This window comes from Arthrobacter koreensis (assembly GCF_035792275.1).
GTDB lineage: Bacteria > Actinomycetota > Actinomycetes > Actinomycetales > Micrococcaceae > Arthrobacter_B > Arthrobacter_B koreensis_A.
The window spans coordinates 194,701-210,075 of record NZ_JAMWKK010000005.1 but is presented as its reverse complement, the minus strand read 5'-3'; the positions used below and the strand labels follow the sequence as shown (position 1 = coordinate 210,075).

Sequence of the window (15,375 nt, the reverse complement as noted above, 5' to 3'; positions counted from 1 at the left end):
AGCTGGAGCAGTGCAGTGCCACATAGCAACCATCAGCGTGCCCAAAGCAGCATGCGCCCGGAACGGGTGCAGCCGGTCAGCCTGGCCGACGCCGCGGCGGCACTTCCCCAGGGGGCTCCGGCCATCACTGCGGCGCCCGGAACAGAGGCAGGCGCGTGGTCTGTTGAGCTCACCGGAGTATGCATCAACTCCCGGCAAATCCTGCCCGGGGATTTGTACCTCGCACTTCCCGGTGCGCGTCATCACGGAGCCGGGTTCGCGGCCGACGCCGCAGCAGCCGGAGCGGCAGCGGTCCTCACAGACGCTGCCGGACTGGCCCAGCTGCCGGACACCGGCCTGCCGGTTTTCCTGGCCGAGGACATCCGCCGGCTGGTGGGGCCGCTTTCGGCCGCCGTGTTCAACAGCCAGCCGCAGGACGGCAGCGCACCGCTGCTTTTCGGCGTGACCGGAACCAACGGCAAGACCACCACCACGTACTTCATCACCTCGCTGCTGAAGGCCCTTGGCCGGTCCACGGGGCTGATTGGCACCATCGAGATCCTGGCCGGTGGTGAGGCGATACCCAGCGTCCTGACCACTCCGGAGTCACCCCAGGTGCACGGCCTGCTGGCGCTGATGCGCGAGCGTGCCCTGGACGCGGCCGCCATGGAAGTCTCCTCCCACGCCATTTCCTACCGCCGCGTGGACGGGGTGGTTTTCGACGTCGCCGGTTTCACCAACCTGACGCAGGACCACCTGGACCTGCACGGCTCCATGGAGGAGTACTTCGCCGCAAAGGCGGACCTGTTCCGGGCCGGCCGCAGCAGGCGCGCCGTGGTCACCGTGGACGATGAGTGGGGGCGCCGCATGGCCGAGGTAGCGGGCAGCCGAGGCACCACGCTTGCCACAGCGGACGGCGTGCACGACGCCGACTGGCAGGTCCGCGCCGTGCAGAGGCAGGGCCTGGGCCACAGTTTCGAGCTCCACCCGCCGCAGGGAGCGCCGCTGCGCGTGCGCACCGGACTGCCCGGCACTTTCAACGTCTCCAATGCAGCCCTTGCCCTGGCCATGGTCCTTGAATCCGGAGTGGATCCGGCGCTGGTCCAGCGGGCACTGGATGAGCATGACCCGTTCACCGTTGAGGTTCCCGGCCGGATGCAGCTGCTTTGCGAGTCTCCCGCGGCAATTGTTGACTTTGCGCACAACCCGGATGCCCTTCAGCGCACGCTTGAATCCGTCCGCCGGCCCGAGGGCCGGGTGATCGTGGTTTTCGGTGCCACGGGGGAGCGGGACCAGACCAAGCGCCCGCTGATGGGCGAAATTGCCGCCCGCCTGGCCGATGTAGTGATCGTCACCGACGACGACCCGCATGACGAAGACGACGCCGCCATCCGGGCGGACGTGCTGCGCGGCGCCCGCAGGGCGGCAGAGGCAGCCGGCCCGGACGGCTCCCGGATCCTCGAAGTGGCACCCCGCGCCGCGGCGATTTCGCGTGCCGTTGAACTGGCCGAAGCCAGCGACACCATTCTTGTGGCGGGCCGCGGACACGAGGTCTGGCAGGAGGTCAAGGGAGTCAATCTGGCACTCGATGACAGGGTTGAACTTCGCGCTGCGCTGGCCAGGGCCGGATTCACAGTGCCTACTTACGACGGGGTAGAGTCCTAATTCGTCATGATTGAACTTAATGCAGCCGAAATTGCGGCAATTACGGGCGGCGAGCTGGCTGGAGCCGCAGCAGCGGACCCCTCCATCCCAGTGACGTCGGCCACCACTGACTCCCGCGAGGCGGGTACGGGTGCCCTGTTCATTGCCAAGCCCGGCGAGTTTTCCGACGGCCACCTCTTCGTGGCAAGGGCTTTCGAAGCAGGAGCCGCGCTGGCCCTGACTGAGCGTCCCGTCACCGGCAGTGACGGAACCGTGTTCCCGGGCATCGTAGTGCCGGATGCCGTGGCCGCCATGGGGCAGCTGGCTGCGGAGATTGTCCGCCGGCTTCGCGCCGAGGGACCGCTCACTGTCATTGGCATTACCGGTTCAGCCGGCAAGACCACCACCAAGGACCTGCTTGCAGGCCTCCTGGCATCGCACGGGAACACCGTGGCGCCGGTCGGCTCCTACAACGGCGAAGTCGGGGTTCCGCTGACCATCTTCAGCGCCGGGCACGGCACGCGCTATCTCGTCGTCGAGATGGGTGCCACCGGCGTCGGGCATATCAGTTACCTGGCGGACATGGTCCGCCCGGACATCGGCGTCGTCCTGTGCGTGGGCACCGCCCACGCCGGCGAATTCGGCGGCGTGGAGAACATTGCCCGGGCCAAGGGAGAAATGGTCGAGGCGCTGGCCCCGGAAGGCACGGCCGTGCTCAACGGTGACGACATCCGCGTTGCTGCCATGGACAAGCGGACCACAGCCACCGTCCTGTCCTTCACATCCTCCTCCGACGAGCTGCCGGGCAACCACGCCACGCTGCGCGCCGTCGACGCACGGACGGACGAACAGGGTCGGCCCGTCTTCACCCTTGAGTTCCCGAACGGTGAGCAGCACCGGGTCGAATCCGGCCTGATCGGCGCCCACCACACGGCCAACCTGCTGGCAGCCGCCGGCGCCGCCTTCGCCGCCGGCATTGCTCCCGCGGACATCGCCGCCGGCCTCTCCGGACAGAAAGCGGCCAGCCGCTGGCGGATGGAACGCACCGACCGCGCAGACGGCGTTACGGTCATCAACGACGCCTACAACGCCAACCCCGAGTCCATGCGGGCTGCCCTGCGGACCCTCGCTGAACTCGGCAAGGGCCGCCGTACCTGGGCAGTGCTGGGGGAGATGCTCGAACTTGGCGATGAATCAGTCACCGAGCATGACGCCATTGGGCGCTATGTGGTCCGGCTGAACATCTCCAAGCTCATTGTCGTGGGCACCGGTGCGCGCGCACTGCACACCGGGGCCGTCATGGAGGGTTCCTGGGGCGACGAATCGACGTTCGCCGAGACTCCCGAAGAGGCCGAGGCCATCCTGGCAGCCTCCCTGGAACCAGGGGACATTGTCCTGTTCAAATCTTCCAACGGGGCCGGCCTGCGGTTCCTTGGTGATCGGATTGCCTTGAATACCCTTTCCGCAGCCGGCGGCGCCCAGGACGAATCCAGCCGGGGTGAGGCACTGTGATCTCCCTCCTCATTGGCTGCCTGCTGGCCCTGGTGCTGGCCTTCGCCGGCACGCCGCTGTTCATCCGCTTCCTCGTGAGGAAGGGCTACGGACAGTTCGTCCGTGACGACGGCCCGACGTCGCACCACACCAAGCGCGGAACGCCCACCATGGGCGGTGCCGTGATTGTGGCCTCCGTGGTTGCCTCGTACTTCATCACGCACCTGATCTCCTATGCGATCAACCCCACCACCTTTGGGCCCTCCGCGTCCGGGCTGCTGGTGCTGTTCCTGATGGTGGGCATGGGTTTCGTGGGGTTCATCGACGACTACACCAAGATCTCCCGGCAACGGTCCCTGGGCCTGAATGCCAAGGCCAAGATCATCCTGCAGGCGGCGGTAGGCATCGTCTTTGCCATCCTCGCCCTGCAGTTCCCGAACAATGCCGGCCTGACGCCGGCGTCCACGAACGTTTCCTTCGTCCGCGACACGGCGATCGACCTGGCCTTCGCCGGCACGATCATCGGCGCCATCCTGTTCATCCTCTGGTCCAGCGTGATCATCACCGCCGCGACCAACGGGGTGAACCTGGCAGACGGCCTCGACGGCCTGGCAGCCGGTGCGTCCATCCTGGTGTTCGGTGCGTATTTCCTCATCGGCATCTGGCAGTTCAACCAGTCCTGCCTGGCCAACCCGGGCGAAACCGGAGTCTGCTACGAAGTGCGCGACCCCATGGACCTGGCCCTGCTGGCCGGCGCCATGGCCGGTGCACTGGTCGGCTTCCTCTGGTGGAACACCTCGCCGGCAAAGATCTTCATGGGAGACACCGGTTCGCTTGCCATTGGCGGCGCCATCGCAGCCTTCGCGATCCTCTCCCGGACCGAGATCCTGCTGGTCATCCTGGCCGGACTCTTCGTGATCATCTCCGCCTCGGTCATTATCCAGGTGGGCTACTTCAAGCTCAGCGGCGGCAAACGCGTCTTCAAGATGGCGCCGTTGCAGCACCACTTCGAACTCAAGGGCTGGGCCGAGGTCACGGTGGTGGTCCGCTTCTGGATTATCGGCGGACTCTGCGTCGCCCTCGCCCTGGGAATCTTCTACGCTGATTGGGTGGCTGGACAGTGAGCATCCCCTCTTCATCAAACGCCCGTCTGGAGACCCTGACCACCTGGGACTCGGACTGGCGCGGCCTGCGCGTCCTGGTAGCCGGCATCGGGCTTTCGGGCTTCTCTGCAGCGGACACGCTGATTGAACTTGGCGCCCGCGTGGTCGTCGTGGACGGCCAGGACTCCGAAGAGAACCGCGGAAAGGCCGACACCCTCAGGATCGTCGGCGCGGCAGACGTCCTCCTCGGGGCAGACGCCATGTCCGGACTGGCCCTGGTAGACGGAGAGCCGGCAGAACTCGTCGTCACCTCACCCGGCTTCCGGCCCACCCACCCGCTCCTCGCGGCTGCAGCGGACGCCGGCATCCCCATCTGGGGAGACGTCGAGCTGGCCTGGCGGGTGCGCATCCGCGAAGGCCGTCCGACGGCGCCGTGGCTGGCCATCACCGGCACCAACGGCAAGACCACCACGGTGGGGATGACCGAGTCGATGCTGCGCGCAGCCGGATTGCGGGCTGTAGCGGCAGGCAACGTCGGCACGCCCATCCTGGACGCCATCCGGGACCCCCAGGGCTGGGACGCGATCGCCGTCGAACTCTCCAGCTTCCAGCTGCACTGGACTTACTCCATGTCACCGCTGGCCAGCGTCTGCCTGAACATTGCCGAAGACCACGTGGACTGGCACGGCAGCTACGAGGCCTACAGTGCAGACAAGGCCAAGGTCTACGAGAACACCCAGGTGGCCTGCATCTACAACGCCGAGCAGGCCGAGACCGAGCATATGGTCGAGGAAGCCGACGTCGTTGAGGGCTGCCGCGCAGTGGGCTTCACCACGGGCACGCCGGCCATCAGCATGGTGGGAATCGTCGAAGGGCTGCTCGTGGACCGGGCCTTCATCGAGGAACGCCGGAACTCCGCTGCGGAACTGGCATCCCTGGACGACCTGGGCGACAGCGCCCCCCGCCACCTGGCTGCCGATGCCCTCGCCGCCGCGGCGCTGGTACGCGCCTTCGGCGTCGAGCCCGTTGCCGTGCGCGACGGGCTGCGGAACTACGCCCCCGGCGGCCACCGGATCGAGCCGGTGGCCAAGCTCAACGACGTCCTCTGGGTCAATGACTCCAAGGCCACCAATCCGCACGCCGCAGCAGCATCCCTCGCTGCATTCAGCAGCGTTGTCTGGATAGCCGGAGGCCTGTCCAAGGGCGTCACGTACGACGAACTGGTGGCCGCCCACGCGCAGCGCCTGCGTGCCGTGGTGCTGATCGGCGCCGATTCTTCGCAGCTGCGCTCGGCATTGGGCCGACACGCTCCCAATGTCCCGGTAATTGAAGCCCGGCAGGCGGACACTGGAGAAGAAGGAACGCCCACCGGCGAAGCCGTCATGGTCCAGGCCGTGGCAGCCGCAGCCGGCACGGCACAGGCAGGGGATACGGTCCTCATGGCTCCGGCATCGGCGTCCATGGACCAGTTCCGCTCCTACGCCCACAGAGGCGAAGCCTTCATCGAAGCTGTCCGCGGATACGTGGAAGGACAGGCGCAGACCACCGAGGAGCCGTAGATGGTGACCACGCCCACGGGCAAAGGCCGCAAGCCGACGGCGCGTAGGCGCCCGGCAGGCGCACACCCGGGCCCTGCAGCGGCAAAGCCGGTCACCACCGCTCCCCGCCGGCCCGCAGCAGCCGAAACCGAGGCACCGAAAAAGCACGGGCTGCGGCTGCGCGAGCGGTTCACCGCGTTTATGGTCCTGCTTGAAGGCAGCGATGCCAAGGCCACGGGATCGAGCTACTACATGATCCTCGGCGCCACACTGGCGCTGACCGCGATCGGGCTCATGATGGTCCTTTCGGCTTCCTCCGTGGAGGCCATCGCAGCAGCCGCCGGATCGGCCGCCGGCGAGGCCACCACGTTCGATCTCTTCATGAAACAGCTGATGTTCGCCGCCATCGGCGTGGCGGCGATGCTCGGGCTCTCACGCTTCGGACCGCGCTTCTACCGGTTCATCGCCTGGCCCGCCCTCGGTGCAGCCGTGGTCCTGCTGGTCCTGGTGCTCTTCATCGGCGTCGAGGTGAACGGCAACAAGAACTGGCTCGCATTCGGTCCCGTCACCGGCCAGCCCTCCGAGGCTGCCAAGCTCGCCATGGCTGTATGGTTCGCCGCGGTCCTGTCACGGAAGGGACCGCTGATCAGCCATTGGAAGCACGCCGTCATTCCGGTGCTTCCCGGCGGCGGCCTGCTCATTTTCCTCGTGCTCCTGGGGCACGACCTCGGCACCGTGATCATCATGGGCCTGATCATGCTCGCAGCCCTCTTCTTTGCCGGTGCCCGGCTGAAGCTGCTCGGTATCCTCAGCCTGCTCGCCGCCGGTGCTGCTGCCGTGTTTTCAATCGGCAGCGGCAACCGGACCAGCCGGATCAGCGCCTGGCTTCAGCTGGACTGCTCGGCCGGCCTGTGCGACCAGGCCAACGCAGGCATGTACGCGCTGGCCTCGGGCGGGTGGTTCGGCGTGGGAATCGGACAGAGCCGGCAGAAATGGAACTGGATTCCCGAGGCCCACAACGACTTCATCTTCGCCATCATCGGTGAGGAGTTCGGACTGCTGGGCACACTGGTGGTGCTGGTGCTCTTCGGTATCCTTGCAGTGGCCACGGTTCGGGTAACCATGCGCCACACCCAGCCGTTCATCCGGATCGTCTGCGGCTGCATCCTGGTCTGGATCATCGGCCAGGCGGCCGTGAACATCGCCATGGTCACCGGGCTGCTGCCCGTCATCGGCGTTCCGCTCCCGTTCATCTCCTACGGCGGCTCGTCCCTGACGTTCACGCTGGCTGCCGTAGGCGTCCTCTTGTCCTTTGCACGCACGATCCCTGAAAGGGAACCCACAGCTCCATGACGCAGTCCCCACTTTCCGTAGTACTCGCCGGCGGCGGCACAGCAGGGCACATCAGCCCGATGCTGGCCATAGCAAACGCCGTGAGGCAGCTGCGGCCCGATGCCCGCATCAGGGTGGTGGGCACCTCGGCCGGCATGGAAACCCGGCTGGTTCCTGCAGCAGGCTATGAACTTGCCGTGATTGACCGTGTCCCCATGCCGCGGAAGCCCAGCGGCGACCTGGCCCGGCTTCCCGCCCGGCTGGCCCGTGCCGTGCGGCAGGCAGGGGAGGTACTCGATGAGGCCGCGGCCGACGTCGTAGTGGGCGTTGGCGGCTACGTTTCAACTCCCGTGTACCTGGCTGCCCGCAAGCGCCGGATCCCCGTTGTGGTGCACGAGGCGAACGCTCGTCCGGGGCTGGCCAACCGGGTCGGTGCCAAGAGCGCGGCCGTGGTGGGCGTGGCTTTCGAGGAAACCAAACTTCCCGGCGCCCGCTGGGTCGGCATGCCCATGCGCCGGGAGATCTCCGGCCTGGACCGCGAGGCCGCAAGGCACGATGCGCGCCAGGCACTGGGACTCGACCAGGACCTGCCCACCCTGGTTGTCACGGGCGGTTCCTCCGGTGCGGCGAGCATCAACGCAGCCGTCACCGCGGCCCTTCCCGCGCTGGCCGCCGCCGGTATCCAGACCCTGCACGTTACCGGCCGGGGCAAGGCGGCAGCGGACGCCGAAGGCAAGGCGCTGACGGCCCCGCTGTACCGCCAGGTCGAATACGTTGACGGGATGGAACTGGCCTACGCCGCAGCGGACCTCCTGCTGGCCCGTTCCGGGGCCGGAACGGTGAGTGAAATCTCGGCCGTGGGACTGCCCGCCGTCCTTGTTCCGCTTCCGCACGGCAACGGAGAACAGGCGCTGAACGCGGCCGGACTCGTGGAGGCCGGCGGCGCCCTCCTGGTCCGGGACTCGCAGTTCACCCCCGAATGGATCAGCGCGAACCTCATTCCGCTCCTGCAGGATCCAAAGGCACTGAAGACGATGGCGGAGGCTTCCGCCGCACGCGGGATCCGCGACGCCGATACCCGAATGGCTGAGCTCATCCTCGCGGCAGCAGAACGGAAAGACGCATGAGCGACCTGTTGCTTGAGGACCTGGGACAGGTCCATTTCATTGGCCTCGGCGGAGCAGGCATGTCCGCCGTTGCTCGTGTCATGCTTGCCCGCGGTGTCCGGGTGTCCGGCTCCGACGCCCGTGACTCCGCCGGCCTGCGCGCCCTCGAGGCACTGGGTGCGGCCGTGCATGTGGGCCATGACGCCGCCAACGTAACCGGAGCAGGGACGGTGGTTGTTTCCACCGCAATCCGTGCCGAGAACCCGGAACTTGCCGCCGCGGAGGCCGCCGGCCTGCGCGTTCTCCACCGGTCCGAGGCCCTGGCGGCGGCTATGGAAGGCCACGAGGTGGTTGCCGTTGCAGGCACCCACGGCAAGACCACCACGACGGCGATGATCACCGTGCTGCTCCGCGAAGCCGGGCGGGACCCCTCCTTCGCCATCGGCGGGGACGTCGCTGCCCTTGGCGTCAACGCCGCGGCAGGGTCCGGCGGCGTGTTCGTTGCCGAAGCGGATGAATCCGACGGCTCGTTCCTGAACTACTCACCCCGGATTTCCGTAATCACCAACGTCGAGGCAGACCACCTTGACCACTACGGAACAGCTGAGGCGGTGTTCGCGTCCTTTGACCGGTTCGTGGACCTGCTCCCCGCGGACGGTGTCCTGGTGGCGTGCGCGGATGATCCCGGCGTGCGTGACCTCCTGGCACGCACCGAACGGCCGCTGGAAGGAACCGCGCGGCCGCTGGTGCGGACCTACGGGTATGCGCCGGGTGCGGATGTACGGATTTCGGACACCGCAGCCGAAGGCCGGGAAAGCACGAGCGTCCTGCATTTCCGGCACGGGAACCGCGACCATGAGCAGCGACTGGCCCTGCAGGTACCGGGCCGGCACAATGTGCTGAACGGTGCTGCTGCATTCACTGTGGCCCTGGCGCTGGGCGTGGAACCGGAGACCGCCGCACGCGGCCTGGAGACTTTCTCCGGGGCAGCGCGCCGCTTCGAGCCGAAGGGCGAAGCCCGCGGTGTCCGTGTCTTCGACGACTATGCGCACCACCCGACGGAGGTCGCCGCCGCGCTTCAGGCCGCCCGTGCCGTAGCCGGCAGCAGTTCGGTCCATGTCCTCTTCCAGCCGCACCTGTTCAGCCGCACCCGCAACTTCGCGGCTGAATTCGCGCAGGCACTGGACCTGGCCGACTCGGTTACCGTGCTGCCGATCTATCCCGCCCGTGAGGACCCCATTCCCGGCGTAACCTCCGAGCTGATTACCGCCCGGCTCAGGACGCCCTCCAGTGTGGCCGCGGACGCCGGCAGCGCCGTCCGGGAGATCGCCGCGCGCGCTTCCTCCGGCGACATCGTCCTGACCGTCGGCGCGGGGGACGTCACGCAGTACGGGCCGGAGCTTGTAGCTGCCCTTGGCGGTCCCGCACCCGGCGGGAGCTCCGCCGATGCCGGGTAGGAAACCCCGCCGTCCGCCGGCGGCAGCGGCGGGCCCGAAGACTCCGGCGGCAGGTACGCACGGGGAACGTGCACAGCCTGCGCGCAGCGCAGCCAACTCTGCCAAGGTCGAGGTGCTGGAAACCCAGGAAGCGCAGATCCACGAACTGCGCCCCGGGGTTTCCGGGCGCCCGGATGCCACCATTTCCGCGACCAGGGAAGCGTTCGGCGACTTCCCCGCAGAAGGGCCGGGCACCGGCGGAGCCAACGCAGCGAAGGGCGGGCAGGAAAGACCCGACGCGAGCATCCTGGCGTTCCCGGAGCCGCCGGTCCGCCGGCGCCGGCGCTATCTCCTCGCCGGTACCGGCACGGCCGTGCTGCTGCTCGCGGCACTGTTCTTTGTCGTCTTCTTCTCGCCGGCCCTGACGCTGAAGAACCTCCGGGTGGAGGGGAATACCCTGCTGCCTGCGCAGGAGGCGGAAGCCGCCCTGGCGCCGCTGCTGGGTACGCCTCTGGCACTTATCTCGGATTCGGACGCCGCATCCCTGCTTGCTGACCGTCCGGAGGTGCAGGGAGTGGAGGTAACCGCCGTGCCGCCGTCGGACCTCGTGGTCACGATAACCGAACGGGTGCCGGTGGCAGTGCTGCAGAACGGCCGGGAGTTCCTGCTGATTGACGAGGAGGGGCGCCAGCTCAAGTCCGTAGGGGAGCGGGGCGAGGCAGCCCTGCCGCTGATCGACGGCGGCACCGAAGCGGTCAACAGCTCGGTCTTCCCCACCGTTACGGCCGTGCTCGCAGCCCTGCCGCCCAACGTGCTGGGCATGCTGGACCATGCTTCGGCAGAGACAGTCGACTCCGTGGAACTCAAGCTCACCAGCGGCCAGACGGTATTCTGGGGGAGCGCGGACGCGAACGCGGCGAAGGCGCGGGCACTCGAGGCCCTGCTGCTGATGCCCGCCGCAGACCCGCCGGTCTCAGTGTTTGACGTAAGCACCCCCAACCGGCCGGTGACCCGGTGAGCACACCGGCGGCTAAGACCCGCGAAGTTTCTGACCGACACGCGCTGAACGGTAATTGCGCAAGCATGCGGCGCCCCATAGCGTCGGGAGTAGAGCATTACTTGACATAACTATAACCCTCAAGTCGAGGGTTAAGGTTGTTCGGTTGAAGGTTTCGGCCGGGGCAGACCCGGCCACATTGATCAGTTGCACAGATTCGAACAAGGGACACAGGACGTGGCAGCACCGCAGAATTACTTGGCCGTCATCAAGGTCGTCGGCATCGGCGGCGGCGGCGTGAATGCCGTAAACCGAATGATCGACGTCGGACTCCGCGGAGTCGAATTCATCGCCATCAACACAGACGCCCAGGCGCTGCTGATGAGCGACGCCGACGTGAAGCTCGACGTCGGACGTGAACTGACCCGCGGTCTGGGCGCCGGAGCTGATCCGGAAGTCGGCCGGAAGGCGGCGGAGGACCACGCCGAGGAGATCGAAGAGGTGCTGCGCGGCGCGGACATGGTCTTCGTGACCGCCGGCGAAGGCGGCGGAACCGGCACCGGCGGCGCGCCCGTGGTAGCCCGGATCGCCCGTTCCCTTGGAGCCCTGACCATCGGCGTCGTCACGCGTCCCTTCACGTTCGAAGGCCGCCGCCGGTCCAACCAGGCGGAGTCCGGCATCGACACCCTGCGGGACGAAGTCGACACCCTGATCGTCATCCCGAACGACCGCCTGCTCTCCATCAGCGACCGCAACGTCTCCATGCTGGATGCGTTCCGCTCGGCTGACCAGGTGCTGCTGTCCGGCGTCCAGGGCATCACCGACCTGATCACCACCCCCGGCCTGATCAACCTCGACTTCGCCGACGTGAAGTCCGTGATGCAGGGCGCAGGCTCCGCGCTGATGGGCATTGGTTCGGCCCGCGGTGAAGACCGTGCCGTGAAGGCCGCGGAGCTGGCCATCGCCTCTCCGCTGCTGGAAGCCTCGATCGACGGCGCGCACGGCGTGCTGCTGTCCATCCAGGGCGGTTCGGACCTCGGCCTGTTCGAGATCAACGAAGCAGCCCGCCTGGTGCAGGAAGTTGCCCACCCCGAAGCCAACATCATCTTCGGTGCGGTCATCGACGACGCCCTCGGCGACGAAGCACGCGTTACCGTTATCGCCGCAGGGTTCGACCAGGTGGACGTCACGTCACAGCCTGCCTCGGTCAAGCCCGCTGAGCAGCCGCTGTCCTCTCCGTCTGCGGCTGCTGCCGCCGCCGGTGCCGGTACCTCCGCGTGGGCCCAGCGCCCGCAGACCGTTCCGGCTGACGCCGGTTTCGACGTGGACCTGCCGGCCGTTGTTGAGCCGGACCTCAGTGCAGGACGCCAGGACGACTTGGACGTTCCTGATTTCCTCAAGTAAGACCAACACCGGCGCGGGGTTGTTCGATCGTATGTTTTGGTGGGAAGGGCAGGGTCCCCAGGGGATCCGGGTAGCTTTCACCGACACGGCGGCGGGCAACCTCGCGCTGCACGTTGGGGACGATTCCGCCGCCGTCTGCGGCCGCCGCTCCGCCCTGGAGCAGCGCATGGGCGTGGAACCCGGATCGCTGCGGTTCATGGAGCAGGTGCATTCCGCGGACGTGGCCCTGGTGGACGGCAAGCCGGCTCCCGGGGAGGTGCCCGTCGCGGATGCCCTCGTCAGCGCTGATGGATCCACCCCGCTTGCCGTCATGGTTGCCGACTGCCTGCCGGTCCTCTTTGCCGGCACTGGTCCCGACGGCATCGCCACGGCAGCAGCACACGCCGGACGCCGCGGACTGCTGGACGGGATCCTGGCCAACACGGCGGCTGCGCTCCGGTATGCCGGGGCCGACGGAATCCAGGCGTGGATCGGGCCGGGAGTCTGCGGAAACTGCTATGAGGTCCCCGGGGAAATGGTCTCCGGTGCAGCCCACCTTCCCGGCGCTGCGTCAGAAACCAGCTGGGGGACACCGGCGCTGGACCTGCCCGCGGCCGCCCGGAACCAGCTTCAGTCACTGGGCATCGCCGTGCAGATGATCCCCGGGTGCACCATGGAAGAACCGGAACTCTTTTCCCACCGCCGGGATGCACCAACGGGCCGTTTTGCCGGCATCATCTGGCAGGCCCGACAGCACCCTTGACGGGCAACGAACTACAGCAGCATGAGGAACCCATGAGCACCACCACCACTGACCGTGCAGCACAGCTGGAAGAACGCCTGGCCCGGGTTCGGCGCCGCATCTCGGAGGCTGCGGAAGCAAGCGCACGGACGGAACCGGCGCTCATCGTCGTGACCAAGTATTTCCCAGCCTCCGACGTCGCCGCCCTGGCGGGCCTCGGAGTCCGCGACGTCGGCGAAAACAAGGCGCAGGAAGCCGAAGCCAAGGCAGCCGAACTGGACGGGTCCGGCCTGAAGTGGCACTTCATCGGGCAGCTGCAGACCAACAAGGCGAAATCCGTGGTCCGGTATGCCGCAGCGGTTCACTCAGTTGACCGGCCCGGCCTGGTAACGGCCCTCGGCAAGGCAATGGCAGCAGAGAACCGCCGCCGGGCCGACGCCGGCGAACCGGCAAGGGAACCGCTGGACTGCTATCTCCAGCTGGATTTGCGCCTTGGCGAGGACCTGGAGCCCGGCCGCGGCGGAGCCCGCCCCGGAGACATGATGGACCTGGCAGCGGCTGTGGCTGCAGCCGACGGACTGCGTCTGGCCGGACTGATGGCGGTGGCGCCCCTGGGTGAGGACCCCGCGGCAGCCTTCGCCCGGCTGCAGGAGCACTCGGCTGAACTGACAGCCGCCTATCCCGGGGCCGCCGGCATCTCCGCAGGGATGAGCCAGGACCTTGAAGCCGCAGTGGCGCACGGCGCGACACACCTGCGGATTGGTTCGGATGTTCTCGGTCCCCGCCCCGCTGTGGGGTAGCGTCAAAGACGGCAGGGGTAACACTGCAAATCACTGGGTACCACTGGATAACGCGGGACGCTGAAGGACTGAAGGAGCAACCATGGCTGGCGCAATGCGCAGGACGATGATCTACCTTGGGCTCGCCGATGGCGATGAGCTGTACGAGGACGAGCAGAAGCCTGTCCGCGAGGCTCCGGCCAGGGATGAGGACCGCGCACCGGAAGGCGAGCGGATCGACCGTGAGCCGGCCGCACCGTCCCAGCCCGAGCGCAAGACCGCGGTGGAGGAATACCGTGCTCCGGTAACTCCGATCAAGCGGGCCCCCTCATCGGCAAAGGAAGACGTGGCAGGTTTGCGGCAAATCACTACCGTCCATCCCCGTTCCTACAACGACGCCAAGATCATTGGCGAGAGTTTCCGCGACGGGATTCCGGTCATCATGAACGTCACCGACATGGGAGAAGCCGACGCCAAGCGTCTCGTGGACTTCTCGGCGGGACTTGTGTTCGGGTTGCGCGGTACCATCGAACGGGTGACCAACAAGGTCTTCCTGCTCTCGCCGTCATACGTCGAGGTGCTGGGGGATGACAAGAAGGTCAGCGAGTCCCAGTCCACGTTCTTCAACCAGAGCTAGCCGCCGCCCCTCGCGGGCGGAGCGGGCAGCCGTTCTCCTACGGCGGAAACGACAACACGCGTGAGTATTATTTTTGCCCTGCTGTACCTGGTGCTGATGCTGTTTCAGCTTGCCCTGATCCTGCGCATCGTTTATGACGCCGTGCAGATGTTTGCCCGGCAGTGGCGGCCCAAGGGGCCTGCACTGGTCCTTGCTACCGCCGTTTACGGAGCCACCGACCCGCCCATAAGGGCGCTGCGGCGGATTATTCCGCCGCTGCGGCTGGGAGGGATCTCCCTCGACCTGGCGTTCCTGGTGCTCTTCATCGTGGTCAGCATTGCCATGCAGATCGTGTGGGCAGCAGCCGTTCGCTAGGCAGACGAGGGGTTGGTTCGATATCGGTTCGCAAAAGATATAATGTGAAAATTATATTGAAATGATCCCTGATTTTATGTTCGAGATTCTGTAACTAGGCTCACTGCCCCAGGGCAGGCCGGCCTGATAACCAGTATGAGGTGACCAGATGGCCCTGACGCCAGAAGATGTAGTCAATAAGCGGTTCCAGCCGACTAAGTTCCGTGAAGGCTACGACCAGGACGAGGTGGATGACTTCCTCGACGAGATCGTCGTGGAGCTCCGCCGGCTGAATGCCGAGAACGAGGACCTGCGCCGGCAGCTCGCCGAGGCAGTGGCTGATGCTCCTGCTGGCAACCAGGTTCCCGCCCCGGTTTCTGCTGCGGCAAAGACCGAGCAGGTATCCCAGCCTGTCAAGGAAGAGAAGAAGCCCGAACCGGCTCCGGCACCGAAGGTTGAAGAGCCCAAGGCTGAAGCCCCGCGCGCCGCAGAGCCCGGCCCGTCCGCCAATACGGCTGAGTCGGCCGCCGGCATCCTGGCGATGGCCCAGAAGATGCACGACGACTACGTGAGCGCCGGCGTCGAGCAGCGCGACAAGATCATTGCCGAGGCACAGATCGAAGCCAGCGGCCTGGTTACCGAAGCACAGGAGAAGAGCCGCAAGATCCTCAGCTCCCTCGAGCAGCAGAAGGCGCTGCTGGAGCGCAAGGTGGAGCAGCTGCGCGGCTTCGAGCGGGATTACCGTTCACGCCTCAAGGCCTACATCGAAGGCCAGCTGCGCGACCTCGATTCCCGCGGCTCGGTAGCCTCGGAGACCGCAGACGCCTAAGCGTGTGCAGCTAGTCGTTTCCGCCTGGACGGATATGAATCAGGAT

General features: G+C 66.9%; 14 protein-coding genes. All 14 read left to right on the top strand.

Going from position 1 to position 15,375, the window contains the following annotated elements:
- The first annotated feature begins 51 nt into the window (after positions 1-51).
- The 14 genes from NGB94_RS07305 (at position 52) to NGB94_RS07240 (ending at position 15,329) form a co-directional block, all read left to right on the top strand.
- Positions 52-1,644 (top strand): UDP-N-acetylmuramoyl-L-alanyl-D-glutamate--2,6-diaminopimelate ligase, encoded by a 1,593-nt coding sequence (locus tag NGB94_RS07305; RefSeq protein WP_325790025.1) that lies wholly within the window; start codon positions 52-54, stop codon positions 1,642-1,644.
- Positions 1,645-1,650: 6 nt separating this feature from the next.
- Positions 1,651-3,135 (top strand): UDP-N-acetylmuramoyl-tripeptide--D-alanyl-D-alanine ligase, encoded by a 1,485-nt coding sequence (locus tag NGB94_RS07300; protein WP_325789950.1) that lies wholly within the window; start codon positions 1,651-1,653, stop codon positions 3,133-3,135.
- Positions 3,132-4,238 carry a phospho-N-acetylmuramoyl-pentapeptide-transferase gene (gene mraY, locus NGB94_RS07295; protein ID WP_325789949.1) on the top strand — a complete coding sequence of 369 codons (1,107 nt, stop codon included), beginning with the start codon at positions 3,132-3,134 and terminating at the stop codon, positions 4,236-4,238. The genes NGB94_RS07300 and mraY overlap by 4 nt, the downstream gene beginning before the upstream one ends.
- Complete coding sequence (gene murD, locus NGB94_RS07290) at positions 4,235-5,776, top strand: UDP-N-acetylmuramoyl-L-alanine--D-glutamate ligase (RefSeq protein ID WP_325789948.1); 1,542 nt, start codon at positions 4,235-4,237, stop codon at positions 5,774-5,776. The genes mraY and murD overlap by 4 nt, the downstream gene beginning before the upstream one ends.
- Entirely contained in the window at positions 5,777-7,108 is a 1,332-nt protein-coding gene (locus tag NGB94_RS07285; protein WP_325789947.1) for a putative peptidoglycan glycosyltransferase FtsW, read from the top strand. It begins immediately after the preceding gene.
- The gene (gene murG, locus NGB94_RS07280) at positions 7,105-8,214 is read left to right on the top strand and encodes an undecaprenyldiphospho-muramoylpentapeptide beta-N-acetylglucosaminyltransferase (RefSeq protein ID WP_325789946.1); all 1,110 of its coding nucleotides are present in this window, start codon (positions 7,105-7,107) and stop codon (positions 8,212-8,214) included. The genes NGB94_RS07285 and murG overlap by 4 nt, the downstream gene beginning before the upstream one ends.
- Entirely contained in the window at positions 8,211-9,650 is a 1,440-nt protein-coding gene (gene murC, locus NGB94_RS07275; RefSeq protein ID WP_325789945.1) for a UDP-N-acetylmuramate--L-alanine ligase, read from the top strand. Before murG ends, murC begins: the two co-directional genes overlap by 4 nt.
- The gene (locus NGB94_RS07270; protein WP_325789944.1) at positions 9,640-10,647 is read left to right on the top strand and encodes a cell division protein FtsQ/DivIB; all 1,008 of its coding nucleotides are present in this window, start codon (positions 9,640-9,642) and stop codon (positions 10,645-10,647) included. Before murC ends, NGB94_RS07270 begins: the two co-directional genes overlap by 11 nt.
- Positions 10,648-10,863: 216 nt before the next feature.
- Positions 10,864-12,030 carry a cell division protein FtsZ gene (ftsZ, locus tag NGB94_RS07265; RefSeq protein ID WP_325789943.1) on the top strand — a complete coding sequence of 389 codons (1,167 nt, stop codon included), beginning with the start codon at positions 10,864-10,866 and terminating at the stop codon, positions 12,028-12,030.
- Positions 12,031-12,061: 31 nt separating this feature from the next.
- Complete coding sequence (locus tag NGB94_RS07260; protein ID WP_325789942.1) at positions 12,062-12,772, top strand: polyphenol oxidase family protein; 711 nt, start codon at positions 12,062-12,064, stop codon at positions 12,770-12,772.
- 32 nt (positions 12,773-12,804) lie between these two features.
- Positions 12,805-13,551, top strand: coding sequence for a YggS family pyridoxal phosphate-dependent enzyme (locus NGB94_RS07255; protein ID WP_325789941.1), 747 nt, complete (start codon positions 12,805-12,807; stop codon positions 13,549-13,551).
- Between the two features lie 82 nt (positions 13,552-13,633).
- Positions 13,634-14,167, top strand: coding sequence for a cell division protein SepF (locus tag NGB94_RS07250; protein WP_325789940.1), 534 nt, complete (start codon positions 13,634-13,636; stop codon positions 14,165-14,167).
- 60 nt (positions 14,168-14,227) lie between these two features.
- A complete protein-coding gene (locus tag NGB94_RS07245; protein ID WP_152229168.1) occupies positions 14,228-14,521 on the top strand; it encodes a YggT family protein in 294 nt (97 codons plus the stop codon).
- A 148-nt stretch (positions 14,522-14,669) separates the two neighbouring features.
- Positions 14,670-15,329, top strand: coding sequence for a DivIVA domain-containing protein (locus NGB94_RS07240; RefSeq protein WP_325789939.1), 660 nt, complete (start codon positions 14,670-14,672; stop codon positions 15,327-15,329).
- Positions 15,330-15,375 lie beyond the last annotated feature (46 nt).